Source organism: Streptomyces sp. MNU76, from assembly GCF_020982545.1.
In the GTDB taxonomy this organism is placed as follows: Bacteria; Actinomycetota; Actinomycetes; order Streptomycetales; family Streptomycetaceae; genus Streptomyces.
On sequence record NZ_JAJKLK010000008.1, the window covers coordinates 1 to 12,529 of the forward strand.

Here is a 12,529-nt window from a genome sequence, read left to right on the forward strand (position 1 = left end):
TGCTGGGCGTCGCGCTGAAGCTGATGACCGGGCTGAGCCTGTGGAAGTTCGTCCGCTACACCCGGGCGGAGATGCTGCTCGCGCTCGGTACGGCCTCCAGTGAGTCCGTCATGCCGCGCATGATGCAGAAGCTGAGGCAGGCCGGAGCCCGTGACGACGCCGTGGGACTGGTGCTGCCCACCGGGTACTCCTTCAACCTGGACGGCGCGTCCATCTACCTCTCCATCGGCACCCTGTTCATCGCGCAGGCCGTGGGAGTGGACCTCAGTCTGAGCCAGCAGGTCACCGTCATCCTGGTCCTCATGCTGACCAGCAAGGGCATGGCGGGCATCCCCGGTTCGGCCTTCCTCGCACTGTCGGCGACCGCCGCCTCGCTCGGCGCCATCCCGGCCGGTGCCGTCGCCCTCCTCCTGGGGGTCGACCGCATCATGGACTCGATGCGCGTCGCCACCAACCTGCTCGGCAACTGTGTCGCCGTCTTCGCGGTCTCGAAGTGGGAAGGCGCGCTGGACACCGACCGGGCCAAGAGGATGCTCGACGGCGAGATCGAGTTCGTGGAGGAGGACGACGACGAGATCGAGTTCGTGGAGGACGGCGACGCGTCCGGGACCACTTCCGCGAAGCCCGAGGCTCCCGCTCTCTCCAAAGCGGAGGCTTGATCTCTCCTGCTCCACACTCCCCACACTCCGCATAGAAAGGGCCCGGCGCAGAACTCCGCAGAACTCCGTGCCGGGCCCTTTCGTGTACGCCTGTTCAGCGCTGCCGCTCAGCAGCGCCGCTCCGCCGTCGGCGCGCCGTCGACCAGCGTGTCGAGCAAGCCTTCGAGCACCCCCCGCTGATCGTCCGACAGCGGCGCCAGGATCTCCTCCGCCGCCGAGCGGCGCGCGTGGTGCAGCTCCTGCAGGACCTTGAGGCCCTCGTCCGTGACCTCTATCCGGATGACTCGCCGGTTGGTGGGATCGGGCGCCCGGCGCACCCGCCCGCTCTCCTCCAGCGCGTCGACCAGGGTCGTCACGGCCCGCGGCACGACCTCCAGCCGCTCGGCGAGATCGGCCATCCGCGGCGGCGTGTCGTAGTGGGCGAGGGCGCGCAGCAATCGCGACTGCGCCGGGGTGATCTCCAACCCGCTCTGCTGGAGATGGCGCTTCTGGATGCGGTGCACACGGCGGGTGAGCCGCAGCAACTGCTCGGCGAGCGGTCCGTCGCCGTCGGGGTCGGTCATACCGGGAACAGTATCAGGACGATGTTCATTGTGAGTATAGGTAACAATGAGCTAGGCTCCGCAAGGTTCGGAAGTCGTCCTCGTCATCACGACTCACCTCGCACCTCCCCATCCGCGTCACCTCCCGTAGGAGCCCATGCATCCCGACCACGAACCCACCCGGGCGCCGTCCGCCGACACACGCGACCAGCCCCGACAGGTGCGCCGCATCCTGAAGCTCTTTCGCCCCTACCGGGGTCGGCTCGCGATCGTCGGACTCCTCGTCGGCGCCGCGTCGCTCGCGTCGGTCGCCACGCCCTTCCTCCTCAAGGAGATCCTCGACACCGCGATCCCCGAGGGCCGCACCGGGCTGCTGAGCCTGCTGGCCCTCGGAATGATCCTGAGCGCCGTCCTGACCAGTATCTTCGGTGTCCTGCAGACGCTGATCTCCACGACCGTCGGCCAGCGGGTCATGCACGATCTGCGCACCGCCGTCTACGGCCGACTGCAGCGGATGTCGCTCGCCTTCTTCACCCGGACCCGGACGGGTGAGGTCCAGTCCCGCATCGCCAACGACATCGGCGGTATGCAGGCGACCGTCACCTCCACGGCCACCTCCCTGGTGTCCAACACCACCAGTGTGGTCGCCACCGTAGTCGCGATGGTCGCCCTGGACTGGCGGCTCACGGTGGTCACCCTGCTCCTGCTGCCGCTCTTCGTGTGGATAAGCCGCCGGGTCGGAGACGAGCGCAAGAAGATCACCACCCAGCGGCAGAACCAGATGGCCGCCATGGCCGCGACGGTCACCGAGTCGCTCTCCGTCAGCGGCATCCTGCTCGGACGCACCATGGGCCGCGCCGACTCGCTCACCAAGTCCTTCGCCGAGGAGTCCGAGGGGCTCGTCGACCTGGAGGTCAGGGCCAACATGGCCGGGCGCTGGCGCATGGCCATCATCACCGTCGTCATGGCCGCCATGCCGGCCGTCATCTACTGGACCGCCGGCATCGCGCTCCAGCTCGGCGGCCCGTCCGTCTCCGTCGGCACGCTCGTCGCCTTCGTCTCGCTGCAGCAGAACCTGTTCCGGCCGACCGTCAGCCTGCTGTCCACGGGTGTCCAGATCCAGGCCTCGCTCGCCCTCTTCCAGCGGATCTTCGAGTACCTCGACCTGCCGATCGACATCACCGAGTCCGAGCACCCGGTCCACCTCGACCGGATCAAGGGCGAACTCCGCTTCGAGAACGTCGAGTTCCGCTACGACGCGGACGGCCCTGGCGGCCCCGGCAGCCCCGGTGGCCTCAGCAAGAACGGCGGCCCCGGCAGTCCCGGCGGCTCCGGCGGCGAAGCGAAGCCGCGCCCCATCCTCGACGGCATCGACCTGACCGTTCCGGCAGGCGGCAGTCTCGCCGTCGTCGGGCCGACCGGTGCCGGCAAGTCCACGCTCGGCGCGCTGGTGCCGAGGCTGTACGACGTCACGGGCGGCCGGGTCACCCTCGACGGCGTCGATGTCCGCGACCTGGACTTCGACACGCTGGCCCGAGGTATCGGCGTCGTCTCGCAGGAGACGTACCTCTTCCATGCCTCGGTCGCCGACAACCTGCGCTTCGCCAAGCCGGACGCCACCGACGAGGAGCTGTACGCCGCCGCGCGGGCGGCCCAGATCCACGACCACATCGCGGCCCTGCCCGACGGCTACGACACCGTCGTCGGTGAGCGCGGCCACCGCTTCTCCGGCGGGGAGAAGCAGCGGCTCGCCATCGCCCGGACCATCCTGCGCGACCCGCCGGTCCTCATCCTGGACGAGGCGACCAGCGCGCTGGACACCCGTACCGAGCATGCGGTGCAGGAGGCCATCGACGCCCTCTCCGCCAACCGCACCACCGTCACCATCGCGCACCGGCTCTCCACCGTCCGCGGTGCCGACCAGATCGTCGTGCTCGACTCCGGGCGTGCCGTCGAGCGCGGTACGCACGAGGAACTGCTGGAGAGCGGTGGGCGGTACGCGGCGCTGGTCCGGAGGGACGCGCGGCTGAAGCCGGCCCGGGAAGTGGCCAAGGTGCCGAAACTGGAGCCGACAAGATGAAGATATGCCGGGTTATGCCGGTTTTGAAGTGATATGCGGGTTACCGTGCCCGCATGCAGATGAACACTTCGCCACGGAGCACGATTCGACTGACGCGTCGGGGCCGGACCGCCCTCATCGCGGCCGGGGCCGTCGTGGCGGCCACCGCCGTGGCGGTGCCGCTGCTGAGCGTGGGGGGAGGGGGCGGCGCGGACGAGCGCCCGACGTCCCTGGTGATCCCGGAGGGCTGGCGCTCCGGCCAGGTCTACGAAGCCGTCGACAAGGCCCTCGCGCTGCCCGCCGGATCCACCCGGAAGTCGCTGTCCAAGGCCAGCCTGATGCTGCCCGACGACGCCGAGGGCAACCCGGAGGGCTATCTCTTCCCGGCGACGTATCCGCTGCGGGAGAAGTCGACTTCCGAGTCCCTGCTGGCGGTCATGGTCGAGACCGCGAACAAGAAGTTCAACGGCGGCCAGGTCACGGCCGGGGCCCAGCGCAACGCGATGAACGTCTACCAGGCGGTCACCATCGCGAGCATCATCCAGGCCGAGGCGGCCACCGAGGAGGACATGGGCCGGGTGGCCCGGGTCATCTTCAACCGGCTGGAGCGCGGGATGCCGCTGCAGATGGACTCCACCATCAACTACGCCCTGAACCGCTCCACGCTGAACACCACCGTCGACGACACGAAGTTCGACAGCCCCTACAACTCGTACCGGCGTATGGGGCTGCCGCCCACCCCGATCGCCAACCCGGGTGAGGCGGCGATGCGTGCGGCTGTCAACCCGACGTCCGGCGACTGGCTGTACTTCGTCACGGTCAAGCCGGGCGACACCCGCTTCACGGCGAACTACCAGGAACACCTGCGCAACGTCGCCGAGTTCAACCAGAACCGCAGGAAGGCGGCGTCACCGGGGGCCGGGGCGGTCAGCGGATCACCCTCGGCCTCGACCTCACCCGCGACCGGCTGAACCGAGAGGTCGGCCGAGCCGAGAGGGCGGCCGAGCTGAGAGCCCCGGCCGGCCGGTCGGGATGTCAGGCGGCGGCCGGTTCGTTCGCCAGGAGCCGCCGGATGTCCCGTACGGCCGCACGGCCGGCCCGATTGGCGCCGATCGTGCTCGCCGAGGGGCCGTAGCCGACCAGGTGGATGCGGGGGTCGGTGACCGCTTGGGTGCCGTCGACGCGGATGCCACCACCGGGCTCGCGCAGCCGCAACGGGGCCAGGTGGTCGACGGCGGCGCGGAAACCGGTCGCCCAGAGGATGACGTCGGCGTCCACCCGACGACCGTCGTCCCACTCCACGCCGTCGGGGGTGATCCGGTCGAACATCGCCAACCGCTCCAGGACGCCGTCCGCGATGCCCTGCCGGATCGTGTCGTTGAGCGGCAGCCCCGTCACCGACACGACACTCCTCGGCGGCAGCCCCTGCCGCACCCGCTCCTCCACCAGGGCGACCGCGGCCCGTCCCGCACCCTCGTCGAACGGTCCCTCGCGGAACACGGGCGGACGCCTCGTCACCCAGGTCGTCGCGGCGGCGTACGGCGCGATCTCCAGCAGGTGCTGGGTCCCGGACGCGCCTCCGCCGACGACGATCACCCGAAGGCCGGCGAACTCCTCCGGTCCGGGGTACTGGGCGGTGTGCAACTGCCGTCCCCGGAAGGTCTCCTGTCCCGGGTAGCGCGGCCAGAACGGCCGGTCCCACGTCCCCGTCGCATTGACCAGCGCCCGTGTCGACCACGAACCGTCCGAGGTCTCGACGACCAGCCGCCCGCCCTCGCTCTCCCGCACCGCGCGGACGTCCACGGGGCGCCGTACCCGCAGGTCGAAGGTGCGTTCGTAGGCGGCGAAGTACTCCCCGACGACCTCGGAGGACGGCCGGTCCGGATCGGCTCCCGTCAGCTCCATACCGGGCAGCGCGTGCATCCCGTGCACCTTGCCGTACGTCAGCGACGGCCAGCGGAACTGCCAGGCGCCGCCCGGCGCGGGGGAGTGGTCCAGCACCACGAAGTCGCGCTCCGGCTCGAAACCGGTGCGGCGCAGGTGATAGGCACCGGCCAGACCTCCCTGGCCGGCACCTATGACGACCACCTCGACCTCACGCATGTCGTTCATGCTTCTACCAACGGGGAGAGGGTGCCGGATCTTCCCGGGGGTCCTGCCGCCGTGGTGGCCGGCCGTTCCAGGAGCTGTCCGAGCAGCTCGGCGAAGCGGGGGTCGGTGAGGTCACGGGGTCGCCCCAGGCCGACCGGTGTCTCGTACGCGATGACGCCCGCGTCCATCACCAGGACACGGTCGGCGAGCAGTAACGCGTCCTCGACGTCCTGCGTGGCGAGGAGCACAGCTCAGCCGTGCCGCTGCCACAACTCGCTCACCCGACGCCGCACCCTGCCACGGGCCGCGCCGTCGAGCCCGTCGAACGGCTCGTCGATGAGCAGCAGTTCGGGTCATGTCGCGGTCGAGCCCGGCGAGGACACGGAGCAGAGTGGACCGGCCGCAGCCGTCGCGGCCCAGCAGGGCCACGAACTCGCCGTACTGGACGTGGAGTCGGTGCCCGCCGATGACGGCTCGGCCGCCGAAGGAACGGGTGAGGCCTTCTACGTGCACGGCGTGGCGCGCGGATGCCATGGCAGCAGCCTTCCGGGGGACTCCTGTGGCGGGAATCCAGCTCTGGGGAGGGAGGGAGGCGCCCTGCGCGCAATGCCGGCGGCGAAGGTACGTGGGTGCGCGGGAGGTCTTCCGGGCGCCGGGAACGAAATGAAGAGGCGTCAGCGGCCGCGACGACACGCGGCGAAGGCCACCCGCAGCAGGTCGATGTGACCGCGCGAAGTGAGCAGGGCTGAACGCGACATGCGGGGAAGTCAGCCAGCCGGTCCCCACATGGTCAATGGGGTCTCGCGAAGTGGGCGCCGTGTTTCAAGGTGTGGGCCGTTTGCGGGGCGGCTGGTCACGGCGGCTGGTCACTCCCGCGTCGGAGTGTCCCCGCCGACACCCACTCGGTGCGCGAGGATGGAACCATGTCCGATGCCTTCACCACCCGAGTACTGAACGTCGCCTCCGGCTCTCGCGAGCGGATCGTCGACCTCACCCGAGACTGCGAGGCGTTCCTCCGCGAGGCCGCGGCCGGCCGGGACGGCCTCCTCAACGTCTTCGTCCCGCATGCCACGGCCGGCATCGCCATCATCGAGACGGGCGCCGGCAGCGACGACGACCTCCTCGCCGCTCTGCGCACCCTGCTGCCCGCCGACGACCGCTGGCAGCACCGCCACGGCAGCCCCGGCCACGGCCGCGACCACGTCCTCCCCGCCATCGTCCCGCCCCACGCGACACTGCCGGTCATCGACGGCAGGCTGGAACTGGGGACCTGGCAGTCGGTGTGCCTGGTGGACACGAACCGGGACAATCCTGACCGTCTGGTTCGGTTGAGCTTCCTCGGTTAGGTGCCCTGGTGGGACTGTAGGGGAAAAGTCCGGCCGCACCGAATGGGGCAAGGAGCGGGGCTGGGGAACTGTTCCCCCTGGGCTTGGCGCGCTTGCTGAATCCTGCAGGAGGTCTGTCAGCGCCTTCACGGTCGGCTGGCTGCATGCCGACGACCGGGAAGCCTGGAGGGAGCGAGTTTCGGCGTGGAGCAGGGCAGCGGCTCATAATCCGTCGGCCGTGGGTTCGCGTCCGACCCGCCGCACTCTAGACGTGCTCTGAACTACGGAAACGTTCCTTGAGGGGTGTCGGAGCTCCAACTTCGGTTCAGAGGATGGAATCCGCTGCTCGTGAGTCCAAGGCCGGACCACTACTGCAGTGCGTGGACCGCGGCTGAGAACACCGGAGGCATGCGGGACGCTGCGGGGACGATGAGGCGGGCCGTGCCAGGACGGCGGCTCGCGGTCAGCAGGGCTCCGGTCAGCAGTCGGTGGCGTCGGGTCAACCGGGCCCAAGCGCGCTCGTACTCCTCCGGTCGCCCGGCGGCCAGGCAGCGGACGGCTGCCCCGGCCGTCGCCAGCGCGAGGGCGATGCCCTCGCCCGTGAGGGCGTCCAGATACCCTGCGGCGTCGCCGACGAGCAGGACACGGCCGGCGGTTCTGCGCCGCACCCGCTGCCGCAGTGGTCCGGCGCCGCGTACCTCCGTCGCGGCCGGGCCGCGCAGCGACGCGGTGAGAGCCGGGAAGGCGGCCAGGTGCTCGTCGTACCCGCGACGCCTGCGGCTGAGGACCGCGACGCCCACCAGGTCGTCGCCGACCGGTGTCACATAGGCCTCGCCGTGCCGGGACCAGTGAACCTCCACGAAGTCCGTCCACGGTTCGACGCGGTAGTGCCGGCGCAGTCCGTAGCGGCCGTGGGGGCGGCCCGGTAGTTCCAGCCCCAGGCGGCGGCGCACCCGGGAGTGCAGGCCGTCGGCGGCGATCAGCCAACGGGCCGTGATCCCGGCGGCGGTGACCGTGTACGCGCTCTGGCGCACCTCGCCGATTTTGCCCGGCAGCATGCGCACGCCGAGGCCGAGAGCGCGCTCGTACAAGGCGGAGTGCAGCGTCGTACGGCGGATCCCCAGCCCGCTGTGGTCGCGGAAGGGCGCTTCGGCCCGGACGGCGCCGTCCACGTAGCGGATGCCGCGCAGTTCGCGGCCACCGGCCTCGACGCCCAGTGCCCGCAGCGCGGCGACACCGCCGGGCATGACTCCTTCGCCACAGGCCTTGTCCACGGGCCCGGTCCGGGGCTCGACGACGACGGCCTCCAGGCCGGCGAGCGCGGCATGGATGGCAGTGGCCAGACCGGCCGGCCCACCGCCGGCCACCAGTACGTCGATCACGCCGGAGCGGGTGTGGTCGGTCTGGCCGCGGCGGTCAGCGTCCGGTTCTCGCAGCGGATGCGCACAGTGAGCAGGACGGCGTTGAGTACGGTGAACACGGCCGCGGTGATCCAGGCGGTGTGGACGAGTGGCAGGGCCACGCCCTCGGCGACGACGGCCACGTAGTTCGGATGCCGCAGCCACCGCCACCGGTAGGGGCCGCTCGTCACCAGCGGCAGGCCGGGTACGACGATCACCTGGGTGTTCCAGCGGGGTCCCAGGGCGTTGATGCACCACCATCGCAGTGCCTGGGAGGCCGCCAGCACGGCCAGCATCGGCCAGGCCAGGGCGGGTACGAAGGGCCGGTCGGCCAGCCACACCTCGGCCGGGCAGGCGATCAGCAGGCCTGTGTGGAGGGCGACCATCGCCGGGTAGTGGCCCTGCCCGGTCACCCTCGCGCCGCGGGCGGTACTCCACCGCTCGTTGCGGCGGGCGACGACGAGTTCGGCGACGCGCTCTCCGGCGACGGCGGCCACCAACAGTCCGTACCAGATCATGTGCCCTTCGTGCCCTTCGTGCCCTTCGTGTCCTTCAACGGTCCGAACTACCAGCGCAGTAGGACGAGTTCGCAGGCGAAGCCGGGCCCCATCGCCAGCAGCACACCCGGCGTGCCCGGCGGCGGGCGGCGTTCGGCCAGGGTGTCGCGCAGTACGTGGAGCACCGACGACGAGGACAGGTTGCCCACGTCGGCCAGGTGACGCCAGGTCACATCGAGCGCCTCCTCCGGCAGGCCGAGGGCCTCGGTGACGGCTTCCAGGACTTTGGGGCCACCCGGGTGGCAGACCCAGGCGGTCACGTCGTTGGGCTTGATCCCGTGGTCGCCGAGGAACCCCCCGACGTCATCGGCGAGGTAGCCGCGCACCACATCGGGAACCTGCGGGTCGAGGACGACCTGGAAGCCGGAGTCCTTGATGTCCCAGCCCATGACGCGCCCGGTGTCCGGATACAGATGGCTGCGCGTGTCCACGATCGTCGGGCCGGATGTCTCCTCCTGACGGTCCGCGCCGCAGGCGACGACCGCGGCGGCGCCGTCGCCGAACAGTGCGGTGGCGACCAGGTTGGCCATGGAGGCGTCGTCGCGCTGGAAGGTGAGCGAGCAGAGTTCGACCGACAGCAGCACCGCGACGTGGTCGGGCCGGCCCAGCAGGTAGTCGTGCATACGGGCCAGGCCGGCGGCGCCGCCGGCACAGCCCAAGCCGAACAGGGGCAGCCGTTTGACGTCCGGCCGCAGTCCGAGGCGGCCGACCAGCCGTGCGTCGATCGAGGGGGTGGCGATGCCGGTGACGGAGGTGAAGATCAGCAGGTCCATGTCGGCTGCGGACAGCCCGGCCAGGTGCAGTGCGTCTCGGACGGCCTTGGCGCCCAGGTCGGTGGCCGAGGCGATGAAGACGTCGTTGGAGGCGCCGAATCCGTCCAGTTCCCCGTACCGTTCGAGCGGCAGCGTCAAGTGGCGCGAGCGGACCTTCGCGCTGCGGTGCAGCCGGTCCAGGACCCGGCGGTCGGCGCCCTCTGGCAGGCAGGTGCGGGCCACCATGTCGGTGATCTCGGACTGGGTGCGACGGTGCGGTGCGAGGGCACCGTGAACGGCGGCGATCCGCGTCATATCGTTCCCGTCGGGTTGTCAACTCGGGTGAGTCGCTCCCCACGTGTTCCCCGGGCCGGGGCTTCGATACCATGAATCGCCCGTCCGGCCGTTCCTCCCTGGGGCGCGTGCTCCAGCCGGGCGGGGCCGGGGCCGCCTACGATCGGCCGGGTGGGCACTCCCGAACAGTCGACGGCCGGCGGCCCGGCCGCGAGTTGGGCCGTCCGGGTGGGCGGCCTGGCCGGATCGTGCCACCCCGGGCCGGTCGTGGCGGTCACCGCCCTGATGGCCGCTCTGGCCGTCACCGCCGGCCAGAGCGGCGCGCGTGGTGTCCTGACCGCCGCCGCCGTTCTGACCGGGCAGCTGTCCGTCGGCTGGTGCAACGACGCGTTCGACGCGCGCCGGGACATCGCCGCCGACCGCCGCGGCAAACCGGTCGCCGACGGGGCGGTCGGTGTGACGGAGGTCTGGGTGGCCGCGTATGCCGCGCTGGCGCTGTGCGTGCCGCTCTCGCTCGCCTGTGGCCTGTGGGCTGGCGCCGTTCACCTGACCGGAGTCGCGGCGGCGTGGGCCTACGACCTGCGGCTCAAGGCGACCGCATGGTCCTGGGCACCGTACGCGGTGGGCTTCGCCGCGCTCCCGGCGTTCGTGGCGCTGGGGCTGCCGGGGCAGCCGTGGCCGGCCTGGTGGGCGGTAACCGCCGGGGCCCTACTGGGGGTCGGCGCCCATCTGGGAGACGTACTGCCGGACATCCGCGGAGATCTGGCGACGGGCGTACGGGGATGGCCGCACCGGCTGGGCCCGGACGGCACCCGGCTGCTCCTGCCGGTGCCGCTGGTGGCCGCGTCCGCGGTTCTGGCGCTGGGGCCCGCCGGACCACCCGGCAGGTGGGGAGTGGCGGCGCTCGCGGTGGCCGTCCTGGTCGCGATGGCTGGGACGGTGCTGGGACGCCGCCGGGAGCGGGCGGCGTTCGCCGCAGCGGTCGCCGTGGCGGTGGTGGACGTGGCATTGCTGCTGCTGCGCGGCACCGGAATCGCCTGACCCTGCCGCTTCGCCGGCCGTCAGCCCCGCCCCCTGCGGATGAAGGTGTCCACTCACGGCCCTTCGCCGAGCGTGAGCTGCGGTTCCTGGTGACACCAGCTGTGCCTCGCAAGCCGGACCCATCCCGGTGCCCTGGCACGGCATCACCCGGACCGGACAGGTCATGAAACGGGGCAAGCGCGCGACAGCCGGGCGCATCAGGAGTTCGCTTCCCTGCCGAGGGTGGACCGTAGTTTCTGGTGTGCTTCTCCAGGGCCGCCGCCCTCCTGCCCTTCCAGCAGGGCTGCTGCGATGGCGTCCAGCTTGCGCTGGACGGCGCGTTCGGCCCGCAGTTCGGAGTTCTTCAGCAGCGCCACCAGGAGCAGGGTCACCGCCGACATTGCCTCGCCCACGAACAGGAGCCACGTGATCGGCAGGCCGATCACGTGCAGCGTGACAGCCACGGCGACCAGGATCAGGCAGATCCCGAAGAACGTTGCTGAACTGGTGAACCGTGAGGCATTCTCGGCCAGCCTCTCAAATGGCTTGCTCCGCGAACCTCCGCGGTCGGACGGATGCTTGAGAATCATGCCCATTCTCTACAGCGGACGGTGGCATGCCCGAGGGCTGCCACGCCCGGCCAGGACGCGGACCATCCCCGCGGGTTCGGCGAGATTCCGTCCTGGTACGCGGTGAAGGGTTCCTGGTCGAAGTGATGGGCGCCGTGACGGACTTCCCGGAGGCGGACCTTCGACGGGAGAGGGTCCAGGCCTGCCGAGTCTCGTGCGCGTGCGAGCGTTTCCCGGCTGGGTCGACCCCAGGGTCCGCTCTGGTTCCCCGTGAGGCTCCGGCCACAGTCGCACTCGTGCGACCGGAGCAGTACGCCGGCCCGCCAGCCGCACGGGAGCCCGCGAGACTCCGTCCAGGGTCTGTGACTCTTCATCGATCACGTCTTCCAGCGCGCGGCCGTTGCGTTGGGCCGTCGCACCGTCTTCGCTGCCGACGAGGACCTCGCCCGGCCGGGCGAGCTGCTCGCGGAGTTGAGGATCATCCAGACCGGGGCCCAGATCCCGTTCGCGTTTCTGCTGACACTGGCCTTCACCGCCCGCTTCCCCTGCTCGATACGACGCAGCGCACCATGTACGTCACGCCGGTGCTGCTCGCGGTGCTCGCGGCGGCTCTGTTCACCGCGCCGGCCGTCTTGCATCGCACTCTGTTTCAGCGCGGGGCCAAGCCCGAGAGCGTCATGCGTCTCTTCACGGCTCGCGGGGGAGGGTATGAGCGTCTTGATGCTGGCCCTCACTGGCTCCGTACTGCTCGTCGTCGACGTGGTGCTCGGCCGCGTCGAGGGCGTGACATGGCTGCCTTCTTTGGCTCTCGGTGCGCAGGTCGGTCTGTTTCATTGCCGTCAATTTTTGTCAGCCGATTGAGTGTTGGAGCCTTCCGGGCGGTGTCCACGCAACGTGGAGACGGCCCGGGGCGATCGTGGTCACAGACTGAAGGCGTCCTTGGCCTTGTCGCCGGACTGCTTCAGGTTTCCGGCGACCTGGTCGGTCCTGTCGTGCCGCTGCGGTCGCCTGTTGCGGGTGGTCCGGCCGATGCGGTTCGGTGATCCGGCCCTTGAATGCCTGTGTCTTGTGCTTGATTATCCGTCCGACGCTCATGGTCGACCGCCTGCTTGTCCGGTGAGTGGGTTCCCGCGTGTGATCGCCGTACAGGCGGCTGTTCCCGCGGGCAGGATCGAGCTCCGGAACGGACTACCCAAGGCTGTACCGGCGCTGCTACCGCCGCGCCCGCGCATCGCGAAGCCAACGATCCAGACGACCAGCA

At 70.6% G+C, this 12,529-nt stretch carries 11 protein-coding genes and 2 pseudogenes; 6 read left to right on the forward strand and 7 right to left on the reverse strand.

What is annotated here, in order from left to right; all coding sequences use genetic code 11:
- Window positions 1-659: cation:dicarboxylate symporter family transporter (locus E4N62_RS20180; protein WP_230216351.1), on the forward strand; the 659-nt coding region annotated here is incomplete at its 5' end.
- A 107-nt stretch (window positions 660-766) separates the two neighbouring features.
- Here the strand turns inward: E4N62_RS20180 and E4N62_RS20185 are convergent.
- Window positions 767-1,222, reverse strand: a complete 456-nt coding sequence (locus tag E4N62_RS20185; protein WP_230216353.1) for a MarR family winged helix-turn-helix transcriptional regulator — start codon at window positions 1,220-1,222, stop codon at window positions 767-769.
- 136 nt (window positions 1,223-1,358) lie between these two features.
- Here E4N62_RS20185 and E4N62_RS20190 point away from each other — a divergent pair, with 136 nt between their 5' ends.
- Together E4N62_RS20190 and mltG are read left to right on the forward strand one after the other, a co-directional pair.
- Window positions 1,359-3,281 carry an ABC transporter ATP-binding protein gene (locus tag E4N62_RS20190; RefSeq protein ID WP_230216355.1) on the forward strand — a complete coding sequence of 641 codons (1,923 nt, stop codon included), beginning with the start codon at window positions 1,359-1,361 and terminating at the stop codon, window positions 3,279-3,281.
- Window positions 3,282-3,334: 53 nt separating this feature from the next.
- Window positions 3,335-4,231, forward strand: a complete 897-nt coding sequence (gene mltG, locus E4N62_RS20195) for an endolytic transglycosylase MltG (protein WP_230216357.1) — start codon at window positions 3,335-3,337, stop codon at window positions 4,229-4,231.
- Between the two features lie 64 nt (window positions 4,232-4,295).
- Here mltG and E4N62_RS20200 read toward each other — a convergent pair whose 3' ends face one another.
- Both E4N62_RS20200 and E4N62_RS20205 read right to left on the reverse strand, forming a co-directional pair.
- Window positions 4,296-5,372 (reverse strand): NAD(P)-binding domain-containing protein, encoded by a 1,077-nt coding sequence (locus E4N62_RS20200; RefSeq protein WP_230216359.1) that lies wholly within the window; start codon window positions 5,370-5,372, stop codon window positions 4,296-4,298.
- A pseudogene (locus E4N62_RS20205) lies at window positions 5,369-5,885 on the reverse strand (ATP-binding cassette domain-containing protein). The gene E4N62_RS20200 and the pseudogene E4N62_RS20205 overlap by 4 nt, the downstream one beginning before the upstream one ends.
- A 389-nt stretch (window positions 5,886-6,274) precedes the next feature.
- On the opposite strand from E4N62_RS20205, the gene E4N62_RS20210 reads away from it, so the two are divergent.
- On the forward strand, window positions 6,275-6,697 hold the full coding sequence (locus E4N62_RS20210; protein WP_230216361.1) for a secondary thiamine-phosphate synthase enzyme YjbQ: 423 nt from the start codon (window positions 6,275-6,277) through the stop codon (window positions 6,695-6,697).
- Window positions 6,698-7,044: 347 nt separating this feature from the next.
- Here the strand turns inward: E4N62_RS20210 and E4N62_RS20215 are convergent, their stop codons facing one another.
- Genes E4N62_RS20215 through E4N62_RS20225 form a run of 3 tightly spaced genes read right to left on the reverse strand, consistent with a single transcriptional unit; the run spans window position 7,045 to window position 9,700 of the window.
- The gene (locus E4N62_RS20215; RefSeq protein WP_230216363.1) at window positions 7,045-8,058 is read right to left on the reverse strand and encodes an NAD(P)/FAD-dependent oxidoreductase; all 1,014 of its coding nucleotides are present in this window, start codon (window positions 8,056-8,058) and stop codon (window positions 7,045-7,047) included.
- Complete coding sequence (locus E4N62_RS20220; protein WP_230216365.1) at window positions 8,055-8,594, reverse strand: isoprenylcysteine carboxyl methyltransferase family protein; 540 nt, start codon at window positions 8,592-8,594, stop codon at window positions 8,055-8,057. Before E4N62_RS20220 ends, E4N62_RS20215 begins: the two co-directional genes overlap by 4 nt.
- A 47-nt stretch (window positions 8,595-8,641) precedes the next feature.
- Window positions 8,642-9,700, reverse strand: a complete 1,059-nt coding sequence (locus E4N62_RS20225) for a type III polyketide synthase (protein WP_230216367.1) — start codon at window positions 9,698-9,700, stop codon at window positions 8,642-8,644.
- A 150-nt stretch (window positions 9,701-9,850) separates the two neighbouring features.
- Here E4N62_RS20225 and E4N62_RS20230 point away from each other — a divergent pair, with 150 nt between their 5' ends.
- A complete protein-coding gene (locus E4N62_RS20230; protein ID WP_230216369.1) occupies window positions 9,851-10,720 on the forward strand; it encodes a UbiA family prenyltransferase in 870 nt (289 codons plus the stop codon).
- 197 nt (window positions 10,721-10,917) lie between these two features.
- On the opposite strand, the gene E4N62_RS20235 is transcribed toward E4N62_RS20230, so the two are convergent.
- Window positions 10,918-11,295, reverse strand: a complete 378-nt coding sequence (locus E4N62_RS20235; RefSeq protein WP_308185313.1) for a low affinity iron permease family protein — start codon at window positions 11,293-11,295, stop codon at window positions 10,918-10,920.
- A 378-nt stretch (window positions 11,296-11,673) separates the two neighbouring features.
- On the opposite strand from E4N62_RS20235, the pseudogene E4N62_RS20240 reads away from it, so the two are divergent.
- Window positions 11,674-12,054, forward strand: a pseudogene (locus E4N62_RS20240) (DUF6328 family protein); the annotation flags it as partial.
- Between the last annotated feature and the right edge of the window lie 475 nt (window positions 12,055-12,529).